We start from the raw sequence: 22,377 nt of genomic DNA, 5'->3' as shown, positions 1-22,377 counted from the left end.
TTATTCACCCTTCTCCAGGATTCGGAACTCGGCGCTGCGCGCGTGAGCGGTGAGGGACTCGCCGCGGGCCAGGATAGACGCGGTCTTGCCCAGCTCGGAAGCGCCCGGCGCGGAGCAGAAGATGATCGAGGATCGCTTCTGGAAGTCATACACGCCCAGCGGCGATGAGAAGCGCGCGGTGCCGGAAGTCGGCAGCACGTGGTTCGGCCCGGCGCAGTAGTCGCCCAGGGCTTCGGCGGTGTAGCGGCCCATGAAGATGGCCCCGGCGTGGCGGATCTTCGGCAGCCAGCTTTCCGGGTCGGCCACCGACAGCTCCAGGTGTTCCGGGGCGATACGGTTGGCGACCTGGCAGGCCTGCTCCTGGTCGGCGACGTGGATCAGCGCGCCGCGGTTGCTCAGCGAGGTGAGGATGATCTCGGCGCGCTCCATCGTCGGCAGCAGTTTCTCGATGCTGGCGGCGACTTTATCCAGGAACGCCGCATCCGGGCTGACCAGGATCGACTGGGCGTCTTCGTCGTGCTCGGCCTGGGAGAACAGGTCCATGGCGATCCAGTCCGGATCGGTGCCGCCATCGCAGACCACCAGGATCTCCGAGGGACCGGCGATCATGTCGATGCCGACCTGGCCGAACACGTGGCGCTTGGCGGTGGCGACGTAGATGTTGCCCGGACCGACGATCTTGTCCACCTGCGGCACGCTCTCGGTGCCGTAGGCCAGCGCGGCCACGGCCTGGGCGCCACCGATGGTGAAGACGCGGTCGACACCGGCGATGCAGGCGGCGGCGAGGACGATTTCATTGATCTCGCCACGCGGAGTCGGCACCACCATCACCACTTCGGCGACGCCGGCAACCTTGGCCGGGATGGCATTCATCAGCACGGATGACGGGTAGGACGCCTTGCCGCCCGGCACGTACAGGCCGGCGCGGTCCAGCGGGGTGACCTGCTGGCCGAGCACGGTGCCGTCGGCTTCGCTGTAGCGCCAGGAGTCCTGCTTCTGCTTCTCGTGGTAGCTGCGCACACGATTGGCGGCCGTCTCCAGCGCCTCGCGCTGGGCCGGGGTGATGCGGGTCAGGGCCAGCTCCAGGCGCTCGCGCGGCAGGATCAGGTCGGACATGGCTTTCGCCTCGACGCCGTCGAAGCGCTGGGTGAACTCCACGACCGCCGCGTCACCACGACTGCGCACATCGGCGATGATATCCAGCACGCGCTGGTTCACGGCATCGTCGGACACGCTTTCCCAGGAGAGCAGATGGTCCAGATGACGCGCGAAGTCCGGATCGGCGGCGTTGAGTCGACGGATAGCGAAGGGTGCGGTCATAGCTGGCCTCTTTAATTGGCAGGTTCTCGGGCGCCGCAAGACTATCAAGCCTACCGTGCGGGCACCCGAGAAAATTTGGCTATGACACGGATAGGCGGCCGCGACCGAAGTCGCGGTATGAATTACGCCCGGTGTCGAGACTCCACCGCGTCGCGCAGGGTGTCGATCAGCGCCTGGATGCGAGCATGCTGCATCTTCATCGAGGCCTTGTTCACCACCAGGCGCGAGCTGATGTGCGCGATCAGTTCCTGGGGCTCCAGGCCGTTCGCACGCAGGGTATTGCCGGTGTCGACCACATCGATGATCTTGTCGGCGAGGCCGACCAGCGGTGCCAGCTCCATCGAGCCGTACAGCTTGATCACGTCGACCTGGCGGCCCTGTTCGGCGTAGTAGCGCTTGGCGACGTTGACGAACTTGGTGGCCACGCGCAGGCGGCCCTTGGGCTCCGGCGCGCCGACCGCACCGGCGGTCATCAGCTTGCAGTTGGCGATCTTCAGGTCCAGCGGCTCGTACAGGCCCTGGCCACCGTACTCCATGAGCACGTCCTTGCCCGCCACGCCGAGGTCGGCGGCGCCGTGCTCGACGTAGGTCGGCACGTCAGTGGCGCGCACGATCAGCAGGCGCACGTCATCGAGGGTGGTGGGGATGATCAGCTTGCGGCTCTTGTCCGGATTCTCGGTCGGCACGATGCCCGCCGCCGCGAGCAGCGGCAGGGTATCGTCGAGGATGCGGCCCTTGGACAGGGCAATCGTCAGCATGGTCTGGCTCAGCCCTAGCCCGGCACGCGGCGAATCTTCGCCCCGAGCAGTTGCAGTTTCTCTTCGATGCACTCGTAGCCACGGTCGATGTGGTAGATGCGGTCGATCAGGGTGTCGCCTTCGGCTACCAGGCCGGCGATGACCAGGCTGGCGGAGGCACGCAGGTCGGTCGCCATGACCGGTGCGCCCTTGAGCTGCGGAACGCCGGTGACGATGGCGGTGTTGCCTTCGACCAGGATCTGCGCGCCCATGCGGTTCATTTCGTAGACGTGCATGAAGCGGTTCTCGAACACGGTCTCGATGACCGCGCCGGTGCCTTCGGCCACTGCGTTCAGGGAGATGAACTGGGCCTGCATGTCGGTCGGGAATGCCGGGTACGGCGCGGTACGGATGTTCACCGCCTTCGGCCGGTTGCCCTTCATGTCCAGCTCGATCCAGTTGTTGCCGGTGTTGATGTGCGCGCCGGCTTCATCCAGCTTGGCCAGCACGGCCTCGAGGATGGTCGGATCGGTGTCTTTCAGCTTGACGCGGCCACCGGTGGCGGCTGCGGCGACCAGGTAGGTGCCGGTCTCGATGCGGTCGGGCATGACGCTGTACTTGGCGCCGCCCAGGCGCTTCACGCCGTTGATGACGATGGTGTCGGTGCCGGCGCCCTGGACGTCACCGCCCATCGCGTTGATGCAGTTGGCCAGGTCGACGACCTCGGGCTCGCGCGCGGCGTTTTCCAGCACGGAGCGACCATTGGCCAGTGCGGCGGCCATCATGATGTTCTCGGTGCCGGTCACGCTGACGGTATCGAAGAAGAAGTGCGCGCCACGCAGGCCGCCGGCCGGGGCCCTGGCCTTGATGTAGCCGCCTTCGACGGTGATCTGCGCGCCCATCGCCTCGAGGCCGCGGATGTGCAGGTCCACCGGACGCGAACCGATGGCGCAGCCGCCGGGCAGCGCGACTTCGGCTTCGCCGAAGCGGGCGACCATCGGGCCGAGCACCAGGATCGACGCGCGCATGGTCTTCACCAGCTCGTAGGGCGCCACCAGGGTCTTGATGGTGCTGGCGTCGACTTCGACGTTGAGCTTCTCGTCGATGATAGGCTGCACGCCCATGCGACCGAACAGCTCGATCATGGTGGTGATGTCGTGCAGGTGCGGCAGATTGCAGACGGTCACCGGGGTGTCCGCCAGCAGGGTCGCGGCAAGGATCGGCAGCGCGGAGTTCTTGGCGCCGGAGATGCGGATCTCGCCATCGAGACGAGTGCCGCCGGTAATGATCAGTTTGTCCATTGCAATGTTTCCCCGTGGGCTCAGGAACGCTCGGCCCAGGCGGCGCGGCTGAAGAATTTCATGGTTACGGCATGGATGGCGCCCGAGGCGATCCACTCGTTCAGGTGGGCATAGATCTGCTGCTGACGCTTTACCGGGCTCAGGCCGGCCAGCTCGTCACTGATCAGGTTCAACTGGAAGTTGCAGCCTTCACCTTCCACTTCAACCTGGGTACCTGGCAGTTTCGATTCCAGGAAGTTTTTGACTTCTACGGCCTGCATGCTCAACCTCGTTCGGCGCCCTACGCGCGCGGGTCGGCCATGATACAAAAAAGCCCTCCGCCTGCGAACCCCGCCAGGGGAAGTCGCGGACAGAGGGCCTTCTTCGCGATTCAGTGCTGCAGCGGCAGGATCTCCAGGAGACCGCCAACCTTGGCGATTTCCTGCATGTCCCGGGGCATTCCGACGATCTGCAGCGTCTTGCCAGACTTGTGTGCGTCACGGGTGAAGGACAACAGCAGCGACAAACCGACGCTGCTGGAGCGCTCCACCGCCGAGCAATCCAGGCGCAGGGCGCCGGCCTTGCTCGCGGCGATCAGCCGACCACCCTGCTCACGCAGCCCAGGCCCGGTGCTGTAGTCCAGCACGCCGGCCAGTGCCAGCTCGCCGGCAGCGCGCTCGGTGACGCTGCCCTGACTCATTGGGCGCCGCCTTCCGACGGCTGGCCCTTGGCTGCATCCTTGGCCTTGGCGACAACCTGCCCCCAACCGGCAATGGTTGCTTCCAGATCGTTGCGGTTCTTCTGCATGGAGTCGGCGAACTGGTCGCGGAACAGCTTGCCGATATTGATGCCGTTGATGATCACGTTACGCAGGCGCCAGGCGCCGCCCTGGTTGACCATGGTGTACTGCACCGGATACACGGCACCATTGGAGCCGACCACTTCCATGTTGACCGAGGTACGCTCCGGATCCTGCTTGCCGGCGGACGGCAGCACGCGGATGGTCTGGTTGTCGTACTCGAGCAGCGCATTGCCGTAGAACTGGAACAGGCTGTTCTTGAAGGTTTCCTCGAAGCGCTTGATCTGCTCCGGAGTGGCCTGGCGGGAGTACTTGACGGTCATCACGCCCCTGGCGATGCCCTCGGAATCCACTACCGGGCCGAGAATGCGGTTCAGGGTGTCGTAGAACGCCTGGGGATTGGTCTTGTAAGACGCCTTGTTGGTTTGCAGATCGCTCAACAGGCTGTCGACGGTCTGTTGCACCACCTGCTGAGCGGTCTGCTCGGCCTGGGCGAACAGCGGCAGCACGGCGAGCACGACCAGAAGGCCACGACGCAAGGTTTTCAGCATGGGATGAATCCTCATTTCTTCGAATCGTCTTTGTTGACCGAATTCAGCAGGAATTTGCCGATCAGGTCTTCGAGCACCAAGGCGGACTGGGTGTCCTTGATGGTATCGCCATCCTTGAGCAACTCCTCGTCGCCGCCAACGCTGATACCGATGTACTTCTCGCCCAGCAGGCCGGCGGTGAGGATGGAGGCGGTGGAGTCGTCCGGCAGGTTGTTCACCTGGCGATTGATCTCCATCGTCACGCGCCCGCGGTAGGTGTCGTGATCCAGATCGATCGCGGTGACCTTGCCGATGGTCACACCGGCCATCGTCACCTTGCCGCGCACGGTGACACCGGAAATATTGTCGAAATAGGCGTATAGCCTATACGTATCGCCCGAATCGCCAATGGTCAGACCGCTGACCCGCAGGGCCAGCAACAACAGGGCCAGCAGACCGGCCAGAATGAACAGGCCTACACCGATTTCCAGGGTGCGGGTTTGCATCAGAAGTCTCCAAACATCAAAGCGGTCAGGATGAAGTCCAACCCCAGCACGGCCAGGGAGGCATAGACTACGGTGCGCGTCGTTGCGCGGCTGATACCTTCCGAGGTGGGCTCGCAGTCATAGCCCTGGAAGACGGCGATCCATGTCACCACGAAGGCGAACACCACGCTCTTGATCACACCATTGAGGATGTCCTTGGTGAACTGCACGCTGTTCTGCATGTTCGACCAGTAGGAACCGTCGTACACACCCAGCCAGTCCACCGCGACCATCGCCCCGCCCCAGATGCCGACGACGCTGAAGATCGCCGCCAGCAGAGGCATGGAGATGAAACCGGCCCACAGGCGCGGCGCGATGATGTACTTGAGCGGATCGACGCCAATCATCTCCAGGCTCGACAGTTGTTCAGTGGACTTCATGTTGCCGATTTCGGCGGTCAGCGCCGAACCGGCGCGTCCTGCGAACAACAGACCCGTTACCACCGGTCCCAGTTCACGCAACAGGGTCAGCGCCACCATCTGCCCAACCGCCTGTTCCGAACCATAGCTCACCAGGATGTTGTAGCCCTGCAGGGCCAGCACCATGCCGATGAACAGCCCGGACACCACGATGATCGCCAGCGACAGCACGCCCACGGCGTACAGCTGCTTGATCAGCAACTGGAAGGCCCCGCTGTGAACCCCACGACCGAAGATCGCATGGACCAGGAACAGGGTCGAACGGCCGAGCGCCTCGAGGACATCGAGGCCCGCGCGCCCGAGCAGTCGGACTCGCTCGAGCTGTGAAGTCTTGCGCATCAGCGTTCTCCCAGCAGATCGGCGCGATAATCGCGGGCAGGATAATGGAATGGCACGGGACCGTCGGGGATGCCCTTCATGAATTGGCGCACGCGCGCATCGTCGAGCTGCTGCAGTTGGTCCGGCGTACCGTGCCCGAGCACGCGGCCGTCGCCGACGATATAGATGTAGTCAGCGATGCTGGCCGTCTCCGCCAGGTCGTGCGACACCACGATGCTGGTAATGCCCAGCGCATCGTTGAGCAGGCGGATCAGGCGCACCAGAACGCCCATGGCGATCGGGTCCTGACCCACGAAGGGCTCGTCGTACATGAGTATCTGCGGGTCCAGCGCGATCGCCCGCGCCAGCGCCACGCGGCGCTTCATGCCGCCGGACAGCTCATCCGGCATCAATTCCACCGCCCCGCGCAGGCCCACGGCCTGCAACTTCATCAGGACAATGTCACGAATCATTTCTTCAGGAAGCTGGGTATGCACCCGCAGCGGGAAGGCGACGTTCTCGAAGACATCCAGGTCGGTGAACAGCGCGCCGCTCTGGAACAGCACGCCGAACTGCTTGCGCATGTCGAACAGATCGCCACGACCGAGGGTGGGAAGGTTCTGCCCATTGACCCACACCTCGCCCTTGGCAGGGCGCAACTGGGCGGCGATCAGCCGCAGCAGGGTGGTCTTGCCGCAACCCGAAGGGCCCATGATCCCGGTGACCTTGCCGCGCGGAATGCGGATGTCCACGTTATCGAAAATCGCACGCTGGCCGCGCTTGAAGGTCAGCCCCTTCAATTCGACAGCGTATTGGTCGTTCGTGCTCATAGAACTCCTTGCATCACGGCACTGTCCCTGTAGCCCGCCCCCACAACGAGAGTACGGCGCGGCGCGACAGGCCGAACGGCCGCGAACTATAGCACTCCGGCAAGCGACGCCCCAAGGCCCGCACCGGGGTCGTTAAGGAAGGGTTCAGCAAAATACGCTCACATTGACAACGTGTTTGATGAGCCTTTGACGCTTTCCCGTTATAATCTCGCCCTTCATTTCGCCCCACGCCCTTCGAACATGAGCCAGAATCACGATTTCATCCACTCCGCGCAACGCACCATTAGTCTTGAGCGCGACGCCGTGGACTCACTGCTGGCGCGCATCGGCGCGAATTTCACCCAGGCCTGCAAACTGCTGCTGGCCTGTACCGGTCGCGTAGTGGTGGTTGGCATGGGCAAGTCCGGGCATGTCGGCAACAAGATTGCCGCCACCCTGGCCAGTACCGGTACGCCCGCGTTCTTCGTGCACCCGGCCGAAGCCAGCCACGGCGACATGGGCATGATCACCCGTGACGACGTAGTCATCGCCCTGTCCAACTCCGGTTCGACCGCTGAAATCGTCACGCTGCTGCCCCTGATCAAGCGCCTGGGCATCACTCTGATCAGCATGACCGGCAATCCCGAGTCGCCGCTGGCCAAGGCCGCGATCGTCAACCTGGACGCCAGCGTCGAACAGGAAGCCTGCCCGCTGAACCTCGCCCCCACCTCCTCGACCACCGTCTCGCTTGTGCTCGGCGACGCCCTGGCCATCGCCCTGCTGGAAGCCCGCGGCTTCACCGCCGAGGACTTCGCCTTCTCGCATCCGGGTGGCGCGCTGGGCCGCCGCCTGCTGCTCAAGGTCGAGAACGTGATGCACGTCGGCGAGGAACTGCCCCAGGTACTGCTGGGCACCTCGCTCAGCGGCGCACTGCTGGAAATGACCCGCAAGGGCCTGGGCATGACCATCGTCCTGAACGAGGACGGCGCACTGGCCGGTCTCTTCACCGACGGCGACCTGCGCCGCACCCTGGATAAAGGCCTGGACGTGCGCCAGGTGACCATCGACCAGGTGATGACCGTGCACGGCAAGACCGCCCGCCCGGACATGCTCGCCGCCGAAGCCCTGAAAATCATGGACGACCACAAGATCAGCGTCCTCGTCGTCGTCGATGACACGGACCATCCGGTGGGTGTCCTGCATATCCACGACCTGACCCGCGCGGGAGTGATCTGAATGAGCGCCGACCTGCTGCAGCGCGCCAAGGCCATTCGCCTGGCGGTCTTCGACGTCGATGGCGTGCTGACCGACGGCAAGCTCTACTTCCTGCCCGACGGCAGCGAGTTCAAGACCTTCAACACCCTGGACGGCCACGGCATCAAGATGCTCATCGCCTCGGGCGTGCGCACCGCGATCATCACCGGCCGGCAAAGCCCGGTGGTCGAACGTCGCGCACAGAACCTGGGGATCCATCACCTGTACCAGGGCCGCGAAGACAAGCTGGTCGCCCTCGATCATCTGCTGGCCGAACTCGGTCTAGGCTATGAGGAGGTCGCCTACCTGGGCGATGATCTGCCTGACCTGCCGGCCATTCGCCGCGCCGGCCTGGGCATGGCGGTGGCCAGCGCCGACCCGTTCGTTCGCCAGCATGCCGACGGCGTCACCCAGGCGCGCGGCGGCGAAGGTGCGGCACGCGAGTTCTGCGAGCTGATCCTGCGCGCCCAGGGCAATCTCGAAGCCGCGCAAAGCGCGTACCTCTAGAGCCGAATATGCCCAAGACACTCCGCCAGAAGCTGCTGCTCGTCCTGATCGCCGTCTTGCTGATTGCGCTCGGCTACTACTGGAACGTCCGCCTGGACTTCAACGAGCGCCAGTTCAAGTCGCAGACCAATGACGCCATCGATTTCTACGCGGTCAACGCCCACAGCGTGCAGTACCGCGTCGACGGTACGCTCGCCTACGAGATGACCGCAGACAAACTGGAGCACCTGAAAGCGACCGACGTGACCCTGGTCACCACGCCCGACCTGTATTTCTACCGCGAACAGGAACCCGAGCCGTGGCATGTCCAGAGCGTTCGCGCCGAGGTGGGCCCCGAGGGCAAGCAGGTCGAACTGATCGACGACGTGCGCGTGGCGCGCACCGATGCGCAACAGCGCACTTTGCTGCTCAACACGACCCGCATGACGGTGTTCCCGGACAAGGACTATGCGCAGACTGACCAGCCGGTGAAGATCACCGAACCCAACGGTGTCACCACGGCCAATGGAATGAAAGCGTATCTGAAAGACAGCCGGATGATCCTGCTGTCCAACGTAAGAGGTCAGCATGAGGCTCGTTAACACCCTCCCCCTTCTCCTCAGCCTCGCCGCCGCCATCGGCAGCTCCGCCGCCTGGGCCCTTCCCACCGACCGGGAACAGCCTATCCGCGTCCAGGCCGACAGCGCCGAACTGGATGACAAGCAAGGCGTTGCCGTCTATCGCGGCGACGTGGTGGTGACCCAGGGCAGCATGAAGCTGACCGGCAACACCGTCACGCTCAAGCAGAACAAGAACGGCGATATCGAGGTCGTCACCTCGGTGGGCAAGCCCGCCTACTTCGAACAGAAGCCCGCGCCGGACAAGGAAATCACCAAGGCCTACGGCCTGACGATCCAGTACTTCGTCACCCAGAACCGTGTCGTGCTGATCGACCAGGCCAAGGTGATCCAGGAAGGCAACACCTTCGAAGGCGAAAAGATCGTCTATGACACCCAGCGCCAGATCGTCAACGCAGGCCGCGCCACCGGCACCCAGGTGACCACGCCGCGCCCGCGTATCGACATGGTCATCCAGCCCAAGAAAAAGCAGGATCAAGCGCAGTAATGGCCACGCTCACCGCCCAGCACCTCGCCAAGAGCTACAAAAGCCGGCAAGTGGTCCGCGACGTCAGCATGAGTATCGACAGCGGACAGATCGTCGGCCTGCTCGGCCCCAACGGAGCGGGCAAGACCACCTGCTTCTACATGATCGTCGGCCTGGTCCGCGCCGACCAGGGCGTGGTACGCATCGACGACCAGGACGTCACCCACCTGCCCATGCATGGCCGCGCCCGTGCCGGCATCGGCTACCTGCCGCAGGAAGCCTCGATCTTCCGCAAGCTGTCGGTGGCCAACAACATCAGCGCGATCCTCGAAACACGCAGCGACCTGGATCGCACCGGTCGCCAGGAAGCACTGGAAAGCCTGCTCGAGGAGTTCCACATCCACCACATCCGCGACAACCTCGGCATGAGCCTGTCCGGCGGCGAGCGGCGCCGCGTGGAAATCGCCCGCGCCCTGGCCAGCGCACCGAAGTTCATCCTGCTGGACGAACCCTTCGCCGGCGTCGACCCGATCTCCGTGGGCGACATCAAGCAGATCATCCATCACCTCAAGGCCAAGGGCATCGGTGTGCTGATCACCGATCACAACGTCCGCGAGACGCTGGATATCTGCGAAACCGCCTACATCGTCAACGACGGCCAACTGATCGCCGAGGGCAGCTCCGAGACCATCCTCGCCAACGACCTGGTGAAGGAAGTCTATCTGGGCCACGAGTTCCGTCTCTGACCCGGAAGCCGCCCTTCCGGCGGCGCCTCGCCCCGTTCCACGACGGCCCGGACCTGTGTCCGGCGCCGTGCATTCTGCCGTCTCGCACCTGCCCGATACTCAGGTTGTAACGAAAGGTCGACAGACCCTAGGCAAAGCGTCCAGACTCAGGCATATAATTTGCTTCCTCGCGGCGCCCAGGCGTCCGTAGTCGTGGATATGGCGCTTGCTGCGCCAGCGAACAAGGTGCCTAGTTCCAGCCATGAAACCATCGCTCGTCCTCAAGATGGGCCAGCAGCTGACGATGACTCCGCAGCTGCAACAGGCCATCCGACTGCTCCAGCTCTCCACGCTGGACCTGCAACAGGAAATCCAGGAAGCCCTGGAGTCCAACCCGATGCTGGAACGTCAGGAAGACGGCGACGACTACGACAACAGCGACCCAATGGCCGACGGCGACGACTCCGCCGCCCAGGGCGCCAGCAGCAACTCGCAGGACAGCTTCCAGGAAAGCACTACCCCCAGCGTCGACAGCCTCGACGAGGACCAGTGGGCCGAGCGCATCCCTAACGAGCTGCCGGTCGATACCGCCTGGGAAGACATCTACCAGACCAGCGCCAGCAGCCTGCCCAGCAGCGACGATGACGAGTGGGACTTCACCGCCCGCACCTCCGCTGGCGAAAGCCTGCAGAGCCACCTGCTCTGGCAGGTCAACCTGGCGCCGATGTCCGACACCGACCGCCTGATCGCCCTGAGTATCATCGACGGCATCAACGACGACGGTTATCTCGAAGAGTCCCTCGACGACATCCTCGCCTCCCTCGACCCGGAACTGGGCGTGGAGATGGACGAGGTGGAAGTCGTCCTGCGCCGCGTGCAGCAACTCGAACCCGCCGGCGTCGGCGCACGCAACCTGCGCGAATGCCTGTTGCTGCAACTGCGCCAGTTGCCGGCCAAGACCTACCTGCTGACCGAGGCCCTGAAGCTGGTCTCCGATCATCTCGACCTGCTCGGCAGCCGCGACTACAGCCAACTGATGCGGCGCATGAAGCTCAAGGAAGACGAGCTGCGCGAGACCATCGAGCTGATCCAGTCGCTGCACCCGCGTCCCGGCTCGCAGATCGAGTCCGGCGAAGCCGAATACGTGGTGCCGGATGTCATCGTCCGGAAACACAACGACCGCTGGCTGGTAGAACTGAACCAGGAAGCCGTGCCGCGCCTGCGCGTCAACTCGCAGTACGCCGGCCTGGTGCGCCGGGCGGACTCCAGCGCCGACAACACCTTCATACGCAACCAGTTGCAGGAAGCCCGCTGGTTCATCAAGAGCCTGCAGAGCCGCAACGAGACGCTGATGAAGGTGGCGACCCAGATCGTCGAACACCAGCGCGGTTTCCTCGAATACGGCGAGGAGGCGATGAAGCCCCTGGTCCTGCACGACATCGCCGAAGCCGTGGGCATGCACGAGTCGACCATCTCGCGCGTCACCACGCAGAAATTCATGCATACCCCGCGTGGCATCTTCGAGCTGAAGTACTTCTTCTCCAGCCACGTCAGCACCGCCGAGGGCGGCGAATGCTCGTCCACCGCGATCCGCGCCATCATCAAGAAACTGGTCGCGGCGGAAAGTCCGAAAAAGCCATTGAGTGACAGCAAGATCGCTGGTTTACTGGAAGCACAGGGCATTCAAGTGGCACGTCGCACCGTCGCCAAGTACCGGGAGTCCTTGGGGATTGCTCCCTCCAGCGAACGCAAGCGACTGGTATGACGTTGATCCACGCCAAAGTGTTCCGGCGGCAGGCCACCTAACCTGCCACTTATACACGGGCAATAAGGAGAAAGCGGTATGCAAGTCAACATCAGTGGACATCAACTGGATGTGACCGACGCCCTGCGCGACTATGTCGTCGAAAAACTCGGACGACTGGAGCGCCACTTCGACAAGATCACCAATGTTCAGGTCATCATGGAGGTCGAGAAACTGAAGCAGAAAATCGAAGCCACCCTGCATATCGCAGGGGGTGAGGTGGTGGCCTGTGCCGAACATGAAGACATGTACGCAGCCATCGACCTGCTCACCGACAAGCTCGACCGCCAACTGATCAAGCACAAGGAAAAATACCTCGAACGCCAGCAGGGTGTTGGCGTCCGTTAACCCTTCCCTATGATTCGACTCGAGCAAATCCTGACCCCCGGCCGTTCCCTGGTGAACGTGCCGGGCGGCAGTAAAAAACGCGTCCTTGAACAAATCGCAAACCTGGTAGCTCGCGAGCTGCCAGGTTTCGATGCGCAAGACATCTTCGAAAACCTGGTGGCTCGGGAACGCCTGGGGTCCACCGGATTCGGCAATGGCATCGCCATTCCGCACTGCCGCCTCCCCGGCTGCCAGTCTCCCATCAGCGCGATCCTGCACCTGGACGCCCCGGTCGACTTCGACGCCCTCGACGGCGCGCCGGTCGATCTGCTGTTCGTCCTGCTGGTGCCGGAAGCCGCCACCGAAGAGCATCTGGAGCTGCTTCGGCAGATTGCTTCCATGCTCGACCGTTCCGACGTCCGTGACCGCCTGCGCCACGCCGCCAACGGCGAAGAGCTGTACCGGATCGTCGTGGACTTCCAGAACGGCCACTGATCATGCGCCTGATCATCATCAGCGGACGGTCCGGCTCGGGCAAGAGCACCGCACTCAACGTGCTCGAGGACAACGGTTTCTACTGCATCGACAACCTGCCCGCCAGCCTCCTCCCGGACCTGGCGCAACGTGCGTTGCTGCACACCGAACTGCTGCACCCGCAGGTCGCCGTCTCCATCGACGCGCGCAACCTGCCCAGCCAGCTGCAGCGCTTCCCCGAGTTGCTGCAGGAAGCCCGCGACAAGCACATCCAGTGCGACGTGCTGTACCTCGATGCCGATGACGAGACGCTGCTCAAGCGCTTCTCCGAGACGCGCCGGCGCCACCCGCTGACCAGCGACAGTCGCTCGCTGGCCGAAGCCATCGCCGACGAGGCGTACCTGCTGGCGCCGATCGCCGACCTGGCCGATCTCAAGCTCAACACCACGAACCTGAACCTCTATCAGCTGCGCGACGTGCTCAAGCTGCGCCTCTTGAACAAACCCGAACTGGGTACCGCCTTCCTGGTCGAGTCCTTCGGCTTCAAGCGCGGCATGCCGGTGGACGCCGACCTGGTGTTCGACGTGCGCTGCCTGCCCAATCCGTACTGGAAGCCCGAGCTGCGCGAACACACCGGGCTCGACGCGGATGTCCAGGAGTACCTGGCCGCGCAACCCGACGTCGAGGAGATGTACCAGGATATCCTCGGCTACCTGAACAAGTGGCTGCCGCGCTTCGCCGCGAGCAACCGGGCCTATGTCACCATCGCCATCGGCTGTACCGGTGGCCAGCATCGCTCGACCTACCTGGCCGAACGCATCGGCAAGGCCCTCAAGGAAAGCCTCACCAACGTGCAGATTCGCCACCGCGACCTGAGCTAGTAGCAACACACAACAAAGGACAGCCCCTCGCGATGCCCGCCCTCGAAATCACCATCATCAACAAGCTTGGTCTGCACGCCCGTGCGGCAGCCAAATTCGTCGGCGTGGCGGGACGCTACCCCTGCCAGATTCGCGTAGGACGCAACCCGGAAAGCACCGTCGACGGCAAGAGCATCATGGCCGTGATGATGCTGGCTGCCGGCAAAGGCACCAACCTGCATATCGCCGCCGAAGGCGACCAGGAAAACGAGGCGCTGAACGCACTGACCGAGCTGATCAACAACTACTTCGACGAAGGCGAATGAGCGTCCGAAGTGGCCTTGCCCGAATGAAAAGCCCGCCAGATGGCGGGCTTTTTCATGGCTGGCGAATCAGTTGCCGGCGACGGTCATACGCTCCACCAGCACGGAGCCGGTGTGCAGATTGCCGCGGAACTCCATGTCATTGCCAATGGCCACGATGTTGCGGAACAGATCGCGCAGGTTGGCGGCGATGGTGACTTCCTGCACCGGGAACTGGATTTCACCGTTCTCCACCCAGTAGCCGCCGGCGCCACGGGAATAGTCGCCAGTCACCAGGTTCACCCCCTGCCCCATCAGCTCGGTCACCAGCAGCCCCCGGCCCATACGACGGATCAATGCGGCCTGGTCCTCGTCACCGTGGCTGACGAACAGGTTATGCACACCGCCCGCATTCGCGGTGCTCGGCATGCCCAGCTTGCGGCCGGAATAGGTGCCGAGGATGTACGACACCAGATCGCCGCCTTCGACGAAAGGTTTGGCATAGGTAGCCAGGCCATCGCTGTCGAACGAGGCGCTGCCCAGCGCACCGGCCAGCAAGGGACGTTCGTCGAGGGTCAGCCACTCGGGGAACAGGCGCTGCCCCAGCGTCCCTTCGAGGAACGACGACTTGCGGTACAGGCTGCCGCCGGAAATCGCCGACAGGAAGTGACCGAACAGCCCCACCGCCATCTCCGGCGCGAACAGTACCGGCACCTCCGCGGTCGCTACCGGTCGCGCACCCAGGCGGCTGGCGGCGCGCTCGGCGGCACGGCGACCGATGGATTCGGGAGTGGCCAGCAGTTCACCGCGACGGTTCACGTCGTACCAGTAGTCGCGCTGCATCTGCCCTTCGCCTTCGGCGATCATCACGCAGCTCAGGCTGTGCCGGGTGCTCGCGTAGCCGCCAACGAAACCGTGGCTGTTGCCGTAGACGCGGCACCCCTGATGGGTATTCACCGTGGTGCCGTCAGCCTTGGTCACTCGCGCATCCGCGGCGAAGGCCGCCGCTTCGCAGGCCAGAGCGCGTTCCACCGCCTGGTCCGGTGTGATCGACCAGGCGTGGTAGAGGTCCAGGTCCGGCAGATCCCGGGCCATCAACGCCGGATCGGCAAGACCGGCGCAATCGTCCTCGGAGGCGTGCTTGGCGATGGCCAACGCCGCCGCCACGGTTTCACGGATGGCATCGGCGCCGGTGGCCGAAGTGCTCGCCGAACCCTTGCGCTGGCCGACATACAGGGTGATGCCAAAACCCTGGTCACGGTTGAACTCAACGGTTTCCACCTCGCCCTGGCGCACCGACGTGGACAATCCCTGCTCCACCGAAACCGCCACCTCGCAGGCGCTGGCGCCCTGCCGGGAAGCCTCGGCAATGATCCGCTCGACCTGCTCGCGCAGCTCGGGAAGGACGTCCGGGCTGACCGCCGGGTTGTGTTCGCTCATTACGTGCCTCTCCTGTTCATGTACCGGCGACATCGCGCTCGGGCGACGGCGACCGGCCGGGCCGGACAAGCGGCCCTCGACTCGTTATCATGGCGGCGTTTTCTACGAGACTCCCGCCATGGCTGAAATTCACGATGACGACTCGCTCTTCGAAGAGAAGAGCAAGTCGCAAGTCAAACGCGAACTGCACGCCCTGCAGGACCTCGGCGAGCGCCTGACGACGCTCAAGCCGGACCTGCTGGAGCGCATGCCGCTCACCGATCCGCTGCGCCGCGCACTGGACGAAGCACCCAAGCACAAGGCCAACGCCGCCAAGAAGCGCCACCGGCAGTTCATCGGCAAGCTGATGCGCGACCAGGACATCGACGCCATCGTCGCGCTGCTGGATCAGGTAGACACCTCGACCCGCCAGTACAACGAACGCTTTCACGCCCTGGAGCGCTGGCGCGACCACCTGATCAGCGGCGGTGACGCGGCACTGTCCGCTTTCTTCGGCGAATACCCCGAAAGCGACCGCCAGCATCTGCTCCAACTGATCCGCCACGCCCAGCACGAGGCTGCTCACAACAAGCCTCCGGCGGCGGCGCGGAAGATCTTCAAGTACATCCGCGAGCTGGACGAGGTCAAACGCGGCCTGCGTTGAGCAGCCGCGCCCTTCCCTTCCTGCCTCACCGGCAACGACCTCAGGCGCCCGTGCCGCCGACAGTGATCGCGTCGATCTTCAGGGTCGGCTGACCGACACCGACCGGCACGGACTGGCCGTCCTTGCCGCAGGTGCCCACGCCGCTGTCCAGCGCCAGGTCGTTGCCGACCATGGACACCCGGCTCATCACTTCCGGACCGTTGCCGATCAGGGTCGCGCCCTTCACCGGGCGGGTGATCTTGCCGTTCTCGATCAGGTAGGCCTCGCTGGTGGCGAAGACGAATTTGCCGCTGGTGATGTCCACCTGGCCGCCGCCGAGGTTGGCGCAGTAGATACCGCGCTCGACGCTGGCGATGATCTCTTCCGGTTCGCTCTGCCCGGCCAGCATGTAGGTGTTGGTCATGCGCGGCATCGGCAGGTGCGCATAGGACTCGCGGCGACCGTTGCCGGTGCGTGCCACGCCCATCAGGCGGGCGTTGAGCTTGTCCTGCATGTAGCCCTTGAGGATGCCGTTCTCGATCAGCACGTTGCAGTTGGTCGGCGTGCCTTCGTCGTCCACCGACAGCGAACCGCGGCGGCCGGCCAGGGTGCCGTCGTCGACGATGGTGCACAGGCCGGAAGCGACCTTCTCGCCCATCCGGCCGCTGTAGGCCGAGCTGCCCTTGCGGTTGAAATCACCTTCCAGGCCGTGACCCACTGCTTCGTGCAGCAGCACCCCGGACCAGCCGGCGCCCATCACCACCGGCAGGCTGCCGGCCGGCGCGGGAACGGCTTCGAGGTTGACCAGTGCCTGGCGCAACGCCTCGCGGGCGTAGCTCATGGCACGGTCTTCCTGGAGGAAATACTTGTAGTCGGTACGTCCGCCGCCGCCGTGGCCGCCACGCTCGCGACGGCCGTTCTGTTCGACGATGACGCTGACGTTGAAACGCACCAGCGGACGGATGTCCGCCGCCAGCGAACCATCCGTCGCAGCAACCAGTACCTGGTCCCAGACGCCGGCGAGACTCACGGTGACCTGCTGGATGCGCGGGTCGAGGGCGCGGGTGGCGGCGTCGATCTTCTGCAGCAGTTCCACCTTTTCCGCGCGACTGAGCACATCCAGCGGATTCTCGCCGGCGTACAGACGCTGCGGCGCCACGGCGCTGAAGGCCTGCACCTTGCCACTCTGACCGGCCCGGGAAATCGAGCGCGCCGCGTGGGCGGCCTGGACCAGCGCTTCGTGGGTGATCGCGTTGCTGTAGGCGAAGCCGGTCTTCTCGCCGGACTGAGCACGCACGCCGACGCCCTGGTCCATGTGGAAGCTGCCTTCCTTGACGATGCCGTCCTCGAGCATCCAGGACTCGGAGACCTGGCTCTGGAAGTACAGGTCGGCAGCATCGATGCCCGGGCCGCTGAGTTCGTGCAGCACCGGCGACAACCGCTCGATATCCAGACCACCGGGGGCCAGCAGGTGCTGGCTGACGGATGACAACAGTTCGCTCATATCTACTCCGTACGCGCCGGTCGCGGTTCGACCGGCGGGAAAAATCGTCTGTGCCGGGCAATCGGCATGCGCTGCCGGACCGCCGCCTGTTCCTCGCTGTCGCGCTCGGCCAGCAGTACGGCCTCGCCCTTGGCCTGTTCGGCCAGGATACGCCCCCAGGGATCGACAATGGCCGACTGCCCCCAGGTCTCCCGGCCTTTGGGATGGGTACCGCCCTGCCCGGCCGCCAGCAGGTAGCACTGGGTCTCGATGGCGCGGGCCCGGATGAGGACTTCCCAGTGTGCCGCACCGGTCACCGCGGTGAAGGCCGCCGGGGCCGTGATCAGCTCCGCGCCGGCCTCGCGCAGCGCGGTGTAGAGCTCGGGGAAGCGCAGGTCGTAGCAGACCGTCAGCCCCAGGCGCCCGACCGGGGTATCGGCCACCACCACGCGCCGGCCGAAGGCGTAGTCGTCCGACTCGCGATAGCGGCCACGGGCGTCGGCGACGTCCACGTCGAACAGGTGCAACTTGTCGTAGCGCGCCGCCACCTCGCCCTGGTCATCGACCAGCAGCGAGCAGGCATTGGCCTTGGCGTCCGGCTGGCCAGCCGGCGGCAACGGCAGGGTACCGGCTACTATCCACAACCTGAGGTCGCGGGCAGTGCTTTTCAACCAGGGCAGGATCGGTCCCTGCCCTTGCGCCTCTGCGCGGCCGAGATCGGCAAGATCGCGGCGCCCCATCGCGGCGAAGTTTTCCGGCAGGACGGCAAGGCGCGCGCCACTCTCCGCCGCCTGCTCCAGCAGGCGACGAGCGGCGCTGAGATTGGCCAGGACATCGTCCTGGCTGACCATCTGAATGACGGCAATGGACATGCTGGGCTCCGGCTGTCTCATGGGTTTCATGCTAACCGATGCCCGACGACTCTGCTCAATGGGGTTTTTCGAAGGGCTTCTCGAAGGTGATGGCCGGGCTCTGCCAGGGGCCTTTCACGCTGTACTGCACGCTGGCGAAGCGCGCCACCTTGTCGCCCAGCAGCTTGTCCACCACGAACAAGGCGCCACCGATGGCCGGCGCGCCGACGATCAGCGCCGCCAGCGGCAGGTTGTTGGTCACCGGCAGGGTCACCAGCAGCTTGGCATCGATCTGGTCGTGGGCCAGGTCCAGCGTCCCGTTCAACTCCAGGTTGCTCGACGGCCCGCTCAGGTGCAGCGGCTCGCGCGTGAAGTAGACGCCATCGCTGGCCGTGAGCACGCCCTTCACCCGGTCGTAGCTCAGCCCCTTGCCCAGCAGGTCGGAGAAGTCCAGGCGCAGGCGGCGGTTGATGGCGTTGAAGTTGAGCAGACCGAACACGCGCAAGGCGTTGGCTCCGCCTTCCACCTCGACGAACTGCCCCTTGCGCATGTTGGCATCCACCGTGCCGCCGAAACGCCGCAGATTCAGCGCAGCCGGCGATCCCGGCCAGCTCCCGTTGATGTCGACATGAAAACGTTCGCTGGTGACACTGGGCGCGAAGTCCCAGGCGGTGAGTACATCGGCGAGGTTCTTGCCGTCCAGTCGCCCCTCGAAGTTGCTGCGCGACGCGCCGGCCGCACCATCCCAGCGCAACGTCCCCTTGACCGCCAATCCACGCAGGTCGAGCGCCACATTGTTGAAGCTCGCGCCGGTCGGCGTCGGCCGCAGATTGAAGCTCCAGGCACCAACCGGTTTGCCGGCCTTGATGACCTGACGAATCGACACGTCCATCGCCGGCAGCGAACGCGGATCGATGTTGGCCATCGGATCGGGCGCCTCCACGGCGCCGGGTGAATCGATGGCCTCACCCTTCGGCAGGTCGATGCGTTCGAGCTGGACCAGGATCGGCCGGCTGCCGCCGTCGGGCACCGTGATCTTGCCGGATACCAGCGAGCTGACCAGCCCCAGCTGCCAACTGCTGTCGACGCGGGCGAGATCGACGCTGAGATTGTCCAGGGACTGGCCGAAGCCCTTGAAATGATCGATCTGCAGATCGGCGCCGCGCAACAGGCCGGCAGCGCCCTGGACACCGGTACCGGCGTATTTCTTCAGCACGGCCTGCCAGGCATCGCCGTCCACGGTGTCGACGCGACCGCGCACCTGCAGGCCATTCCAGTTCGGCAGTACCGCCGGATCGTCGCCCAGGCGCAATACCCCCCGTCCGGCGAGAGGCTTGTCCGCCGGGGCGGCATAGGCCAGGCTGGCGCGGTCGCCATAGGTTGCCCAGTAACGCCGTTCGGCGCCATCGAGGGTCATGCGCCACTCGCTGTCCCGAGTCTCGGCGGCGGTCTTGCCGAAGGGCGCGGGCAAATCGATGGTGACGCCCTGCAGGTTGGAGGCAACCTGCAACTGGCTGTCCTTGCCGTCCAGCAACAGGTTCATCTGGAACGGAATGCGACCGTCCACCGGCAACTGCTGCTGCACCTTGCCCCAGTCCAGCAGGGTCTTCATCGGCATCTGCCCGCCCACCAGCACCCGCGTGCGCGGCGTGCCACTGCGCCCTTCGGCACGGATGCTGCCGGTGATCCGGGTCCCCAGCGCCTGGGCCGAGACATTCTGCGCGCTCAGGCCACTGTCGGTGTCGTAACGAAACTTGCCCTTGAGCTGTTCGAGACCAAGCTCAGGCTTGGCGATCTTCAACCGCGCGGACTCGGTGGCGAAATCGACGATCACCCGCGCCTGCCGGGCCTGTTCCTTGGCCAGCGGGATGTCCAGCTTGAGATGCCCCGCAAGGCTGCCTTCGCCGGTCCAGCCCTCGAAGGTGTGCTGGGCGCCGATGGGCGAGTCCTGGAGGATCTTCAGGCCATCGTCGAGGCTGCTGTCGATGTCGCCGTCGACGTGCAGGTGGGAAACCTCGCCGCTCGGCACATGGGGGATCTCCACCGATACATTGCGCACCTGGCTCTGCAGGATCTGGCCGGAGCGCGCGGTGACGCTCACGCCGCTGTCCTCCACCCGCACCTCGCCTTCGGCCTTGCTCAACCCCGGCCAGCCCGGCTGGTAGTCGAGCACGCCGTCGTGGACCTTGAAGTACAGGCTCATGGCGTGCGCCTCGGGCGCCGAACCCTTCTGCAGCGAGCCCTGCCAGAGGAAGTAACCCTGCTCGATGCGCCCGCCCTTGATCGAGCCCTTGAGCCAGGCGGCAAGGTCCTTGCTCATCTGTGGAATGACGGTGGGCAGGTACTTGCTGGTGAAGCGCGCGTCGCCATTGCTCATGCCGACCCGCAGGTCCATGTAGTCTTCCCGGGCCGGGTCGCGCATCAGGCGGACCAGCATGTCGCCGGCGAGGTTGCCCTCCTCGCCCTCGACCTTCATCAGGCGGCTGCCGAGGGTGAAGGCCTCGTCGTTCAGCTGGAAGAACAGGCGCGCATGGGCGCTGCGGTAATGCCAAGGCTCGGGGAACAGGGTCGCCAGGTGCAGCATGAAGTCCTGCGCCGAGGCATCCAGCTGGCCGCCACCGAGGTTGCCGCTGAAGGTGCCGTCGACGTTGGCCACTGCGGGAACCTCATGGAACGCGCTGACGCCCACCTTCTCCAGGTTGGCGGCATAGGCCACGCGCTCCGCGCCTTCGCGCCCGGGCCAGTAGTCGAAGTTGACGTTATGCAGCACGCCCCTCGGCTTCAGGCCGTCGAGCCACTCGACGACCTTCTCCGGCAGCGGCGCCAGGGCGGTGATCATGGGGCCCAGCGGCGTCAGGTCGAGGCGATCGGCCTGCAGTTGCCAGTGTTCCTCGCCCTTCATCCGCCGCGCCAGGGACAACTCTACCTCGCCCCAGCGGGTATCCCCCAGGTTGGCCGCCAGGTCGGCGACACGCAGGTCGAAGTCCTCGCCGTTGCGCTGGTAATACAGGCTCACGCCGAAGTCGCCCAGGCTGACTGGCTTCTGCTCGCCCAGCCCGACCTTGATCGCGGGCGCATTGAGACGCGCAACACCCGACACCGCTACGCCCTTCTCGATCGTCGCCCAGAACTCGCCGCCCGCCTTGAGTTCGGAGAGTTTCCAGGCACCGGTCAGACGCTCGGGCAGCCACTTCGACCAGTCCGTCTGCGGCAGGCTCAGGTAGGCCTGCGCCGAGCTCTGCCGCCAGTCGTCGCGATTCAGGCGGGTTTCCAGCCGGGCCGCGACGGGCTCGCCGCCCGGCAGCGTCAGGCGCGCATCGAGGTGCTGGCGGCTGCCGCTGTGCAGCGTCATGCCGACGTAGCTCAGCGACAGCGGCTCCGCGCCTTGCGGCAGCACGGTCAGTTGGCTGTCCATCAGGGACAGGCGGCGCGGCGCCAGCAGAAGGTCGATCAGCTTGCGCGGATCGGTGTCGCCGCCACGGCTGGGCAGGCCATCGACCTGCCACTGCCCCTGCCCGTCTTCCCGCAGGGTGAGTTGCAGGCCCTCCAGTGCCAGGCTGTCGATACGTGGCTGGCGGGCCATCAGGCTGCCGAGGATGTCGGGCGTCAGGCGCACGCGCTCCAGGCGCAGCGCGTCGTTGCCATCGCCCAGCTGGATATCGCGCACCACGATGATCGGGCCGAAATCCTGCCAGTGGCCTTCGAGCCCGCCAATGGTCACCGGCAGACCGAGCTGGGCACTGGCCTGCTGCGCCAGATCGTCGCGGTACTCGGCCACCAACGGTACCAGTTGCCGGCCAAGGCTGACGTACAGCGCGAGCAGAACCAGTCCCAGGGCCAGCAGCCCCAGGATCACCCGCAGTGACGTCGCGAACAGGCGCCCCATGT

The 22,377-nt window shown here is 64.9% G+C and carries 24 protein-coding genes; 11 read left to right on the top strand and 13 right to left on the bottom strand.

Annotated features, from left to right (window positions below; translation table 11 throughout):
- The 9 genes from hisD to H681_RS05445 all read right to left on the bottom strand — a co-directional run bounded on the left by hisD (position 1) and on the right by H681_RS05445 (position 6,778).
- A complete protein-coding gene (gene hisD, locus H681_RS05485) occupies positions 1-1,320 on the bottom strand; it encodes a histidinol dehydrogenase (RefSeq protein ID WP_015475842.1) in 1,320 nt (439 codons plus the stop codon).
- Between the two features lie 122 nt (positions 1,321-1,442).
- Positions 1,443-2,078 carry an ATP phosphoribosyltransferase gene (gene hisG / locus H681_RS05480; RefSeq protein WP_015475841.1) on the bottom strand — a complete coding sequence of 212 codons (636 nt, stop codon included), beginning with the start codon at positions 2,076-2,078 and terminating at the stop codon, positions 1,443-1,445.
- A gap of 14 nt (positions 2,079-2,092) precedes the next feature.
- Positions 2,093-3,358, bottom strand: coding sequence for a UDP-N-acetylglucosamine 1-carboxyvinyltransferase (gene murA, locus H681_RS05475; RefSeq protein WP_015475840.1), 1,266 nt, complete (start codon positions 3,356-3,358; stop codon positions 2,093-2,095).
- 20 nt (positions 3,359-3,378) lie between these two features.
- Positions 3,379-3,618, bottom strand: a complete 240-nt coding sequence (locus H681_RS05470) for a BolA family protein (RefSeq protein ID WP_015475839.1) — start codon at positions 3,616-3,618, stop codon at positions 3,379-3,381.
- Positions 3,619-3,728: 110 nt separating this feature from the next.
- Entirely contained in the window at positions 3,729-4,037 is a 309-nt protein-coding gene (locus H681_RS05465; RefSeq protein WP_015475838.1) for an STAS domain-containing protein, read from the bottom strand.
- A complete protein-coding gene (locus tag H681_RS05460) occupies positions 4,034-4,687 on the bottom strand; it encodes a Tgt2/MlaC family protein (protein ID WP_015475837.1) in 654 nt (217 codons plus the stop codon). Before H681_RS05460 ends, H681_RS05465 begins: the two co-directional genes overlap by 4 nt.
- A gap of 11 nt (positions 4,688-4,698) precedes the next feature.
- A complete protein-coding gene (gene mlaD / locus H681_RS05455; RefSeq protein WP_015475836.1) occupies positions 4,699-5,172 on the bottom strand; it encodes an outer membrane lipid asymmetry maintenance protein MlaD in 474 nt (157 codons plus the stop codon).
- Positions 5,172-5,969 carry a lipid asymmetry maintenance ABC transporter permease subunit MlaE gene (gene mlaE / locus H681_RS05450; protein ID WP_015475835.1) on the bottom strand — a complete coding sequence of 266 codons (798 nt, stop codon included), beginning with the start codon at positions 5,967-5,969 and terminating at the stop codon, positions 5,172-5,174. The genes mlaD and mlaE overlap by 1 nt, the downstream gene beginning before the upstream one ends.
- Entirely contained in the window at positions 5,969-6,778 is an 810-nt protein-coding gene (locus H681_RS05445) for an ATP-binding cassette domain-containing protein (protein WP_015475834.1), read from the bottom strand. Before H681_RS05445 ends, mlaE begins: the two co-directional genes overlap by 1 nt.
- Before the next feature lie 240 nt (positions 6,779-7,018).
- On the opposite strand from H681_RS05445, the gene H681_RS05440 reads away from it, so the two are divergent.
- The 10 genes from H681_RS05440 to H681_RS05395 all read left to right on the top strand — a co-directional run bounded on the left by H681_RS05440 (position 7,019) and on the right by H681_RS05395 (position 14,117).
- On the top strand, positions 7,019-7,993 hold the full coding sequence (locus H681_RS05440) for a KpsF/GutQ family sugar-phosphate isomerase (RefSeq protein ID WP_015475833.1): 975 nt from the start codon (positions 7,019-7,021) through the stop codon (positions 7,991-7,993).
- Positions 7,994-8,518, top strand: coding sequence for a KdsC family phosphatase (locus H681_RS05435; RefSeq protein WP_015475832.1), 525 nt, complete (start codon positions 7,994-7,996; stop codon positions 8,516-8,518).
- 8 nt (positions 8,519-8,526) lie between these two features.
- A complete protein-coding gene (gene lptC / locus H681_RS05430; protein WP_015475831.1) occupies positions 8,527-9,099 on the top strand; it encodes an LPS export ABC transporter periplasmic protein LptC in 573 nt (190 codons plus the stop codon).
- Positions 9,086-9,622 carry a lipopolysaccharide transport periplasmic protein LptA gene (lptA, locus tag H681_RS05425; protein ID WP_015475830.1) on the top strand — a complete coding sequence of 179 codons (537 nt, stop codon included), beginning with the start codon at positions 9,086-9,088 and terminating at the stop codon, positions 9,620-9,622. Before lptC ends, lptA begins: the two co-directional genes overlap by 14 nt.
- Entirely contained in the window at positions 9,622-10,347 is a 726-nt protein-coding gene (gene lptB, locus H681_RS05420; protein ID WP_015475829.1) for an LPS export ABC transporter ATP-binding protein, read from the top strand. The genes lptA and lptB overlap by 1 nt, the downstream gene beginning before the upstream one ends.
- Before the next feature lie 241 nt (positions 10,348-10,588).
- Complete coding sequence (locus tag H681_RS05415) at positions 10,589-12,091, top strand: RNA polymerase factor sigma-54 (protein WP_015475828.1); 1,503 nt, start codon at positions 10,589-10,591, stop codon at positions 12,089-12,091.
- Positions 12,092-12,169: 78 nt separating this feature from the next.
- Positions 12,170-12,478, top strand: coding sequence for a ribosome hibernation-promoting factor, HPF/YfiA family (gene hpf, locus H681_RS05410; RefSeq protein ID WP_015475827.1), 309 nt, complete (start codon positions 12,170-12,172; stop codon positions 12,476-12,478).
- 9 nt (positions 12,479-12,487) lie between these two features.
- Positions 12,488-12,952 (top strand): PTS IIA-like nitrogen regulatory protein PtsN, encoded by a 465-nt coding sequence (gene ptsN / locus H681_RS05405; protein ID WP_015475826.1) that lies wholly within the window; start codon positions 12,488-12,490, stop codon positions 12,950-12,952.
- A 2-nt stretch (positions 12,953-12,954) separates the two neighbouring features.
- A complete protein-coding gene (gene rapZ, locus H681_RS05400; protein WP_015475825.1) occupies positions 12,955-13,812 on the top strand; it encodes an RNase adapter RapZ in 858 nt (285 codons plus the stop codon).
- Between the two features lie 32 nt (positions 13,813-13,844).
- Positions 13,845-14,117, top strand: a complete 273-nt coding sequence (locus H681_RS05395) for an HPr family phosphocarrier protein (protein ID WP_015475824.1) — start codon at positions 13,845-13,847, stop codon at positions 14,115-14,117.
- 66 nt (positions 14,118-14,183) lie between these two features.
- On the opposite strand, the gene pmbA is transcribed toward H681_RS05395, so the two are convergent.
- Positions 14,184-15,533, bottom strand: a complete 1,350-nt coding sequence (pmbA, locus tag H681_RS05390; protein ID WP_015475823.1) for a metalloprotease PmbA — start codon at positions 15,531-15,533, stop codon at positions 14,184-14,186.
- 118 nt (positions 15,534-15,651) lie between these two features.
- Here pmbA and yjgA point away from each other — a divergent pair, with 118 nt between their 5' ends.
- Entirely contained in the window at positions 15,652-16,176 is a 525-nt protein-coding gene (gene yjgA / locus H681_RS05385) for a ribosome biogenesis factor YjgA (RefSeq protein WP_015475822.1), read from the top strand.
- Between the two features lie 40 nt (positions 16,177-16,216).
- Here the strand turns inward: yjgA and tldD are convergent, their stop codons facing one another.
- The 3 genes from tldD to H681_RS05370 are packed head-to-tail and all read right to left on the bottom strand — an operon-like array spanning position 16,217 to position 22,375.
- Complete coding sequence (tldD, locus tag H681_RS05380) at positions 16,217-17,659, bottom strand: metalloprotease TldD (protein ID WP_015475821.1); 1,443 nt, start codon at positions 17,657-17,659, stop codon at positions 16,217-16,219.
- Positions 17,660-17,661: 2 nt separating this feature from the next.
- Positions 17,662-18,510, bottom strand: coding sequence for a carbon-nitrogen hydrolase family protein (locus H681_RS05375; protein WP_015475820.1), 849 nt, complete (start codon positions 18,508-18,510; stop codon positions 17,662-17,664).
- A 55-nt stretch (positions 18,511-18,565) separates the two neighbouring features.
- Entirely contained in the window at positions 18,566-22,375 is a 3,810-nt protein-coding gene (locus H681_RS05370; RefSeq protein WP_015475819.1) for a YhdP family protein, read from the bottom strand.
- Positions 22,376-22,377: the final 2 nt, after the last annotated feature.

Source organism: Pseudomonas sp. ATCC 13867, assembly GCF_000349845.1.
Lineage (GTDB): Bacteria > Pseudomonadota > Gammaproteobacteria > Pseudomonadales > Pseudomonadaceae > Pseudomonas.
Note: the sequence above shows the minus strand (reverse complement) of the source record. Positions and strands in the feature narration are given on the sequence as shown.

Coding starts and splice junctions, on each gene's coding strand:
- lptC (WP_015475831.1), top strand. CDS start 8,527: ATGCCCAAGACACTCCGCCAGAAGCTGCTGCTCGTCCTGATCGCCGTC.
- mlaE (WP_015475835.1), bottom strand. CDS start 5,969: ATGCGCAAGACTTCACAGCTCGAGCGAGTCCGACTGCTCGGGCGCGCG.
- murA (WP_015475840.1), bottom strand. CDS start 3,358: ATGGACAAACTGATCATTACCGGCGGCACTCGTCTCGATGGCGAGATC.
- hisD (WP_015475842.1), bottom strand. CDS start 1,320: ATGACCGCACCCTTCGCTATCCGTCGACTCAACGCCGCCGATCCGGAC.
- lptA (WP_015475830.1), top strand. CDS start 9,086: ATGAGGCTCGTTAACACCCTCCCCCTTCTCCTCAGCCTCGCCGCCGCC.
- H681_RS05460 (WP_015475837.1), bottom strand. CDS start 4,687: ATGCTGAAAACCTTGCGTCGTGGCCTTCTGGTCGTGCTCGCCGTGCTG.
- lptB (WP_015475829.1), top strand. CDS start 9,622: ATGGCCACGCTCACCGCCCAGCACCTCGCCAAGAGCTACAAAAGCCGG.
- hpf (WP_015475827.1), top strand. CDS start 12,170: ATGCAAGTCAACATCAGTGGACATCAACTGGATGTGACCGACGCCCTG.
- rapZ (WP_015475825.1), top strand. CDS start 12,955: ATGCGCCTGATCATCATCAGCGGACGGTCCGGCTCGGGCAAGAGCACC.
- tldD (WP_015475821.1), bottom strand. CDS start 17,659: ATGAGCGAACTGTTGTCATCCGTCAGCCAGCACCTGCTGGCCCCCGGT.
- H681_RS05445 (WP_015475834.1), bottom strand. CDS start 6,778: ATGAGCACGAACGACCAATACGCTGTCGAATTGAAGGGGCTGACCTTC.
- ptsN (WP_015475826.1), top strand. CDS start 12,488: ATGATTCGACTCGAGCAAATCCTGACCCCCGGCCGTTCCCTGGTGAAC.
- pmbA (WP_015475823.1), bottom strand. CDS start 15,533: ATGAGCGAACACAACCCGGCGGTCAGCCCGGACGTCCTTCCCGAGCTG.
- yjgA (WP_015475822.1), top strand. CDS start 15,652: ATGGCTGAAATTCACGATGACGACTCGCTCTTCGAAGAGAAGAGCAAG.
- hisG (WP_015475841.1), bottom strand. CDS start 2,078: ATGCTGACGATTGCCCTGTCCAAGGGCCGCATCCTCGACGATACCCTG.
- H681_RS05435 (WP_015475832.1), top strand. CDS start 7,994: ATGAGCGCCGACCTGCTGCAGCGCGCCAAGGCCATTCGCCTGGCGGTC.
- H681_RS05470 (WP_015475839.1), bottom strand. CDS start 3,618: ATGCAGGCCGTAGAAGTCAAAAACTTCCTGGAATCGAAACTGCCAGGT.
- H681_RS05415 (WP_015475828.1), top strand. CDS start 10,589: ATGAAACCATCGCTCGTCCTCAAGATGGGCCAGCAGCTGACGATGACT.
- H681_RS05440 (WP_015475833.1), top strand. CDS start 7,019: ATGAGCCAGAATCACGATTTCATCCACTCCGCGCAACGCACCATTAGT.
- H681_RS05370 (WP_015475819.1), bottom strand. CDS start 22,375: ATGGGGCGCCTGTTCGCGACGTCACTGCGGGTGATCCTGGGGCTGCTG.
- mlaD (WP_015475836.1), bottom strand. CDS start 5,172: ATGCAAACCCGCACCCTGGAAATCGGTGTAGGCCTGTTCATTCTGGCC.
- H681_RS05395 (WP_015475824.1), top strand. CDS start 13,845: ATGCCCGCCCTCGAAATCACCATCATCAACAAGCTTGGTCTGCACGCC.
- H681_RS05465 (WP_015475838.1), bottom strand. CDS start 4,037: ATGAGTCAGGGCAGCGTCACCGAGCGCGCTGCCGGCGAGCTGGCACTG.
- H681_RS05375 (WP_015475820.1), bottom strand. CDS start 18,510: ATGTCCATTGCCGTCATTCAGATGGTCAGCCAGGACGATGTCCTGGCC.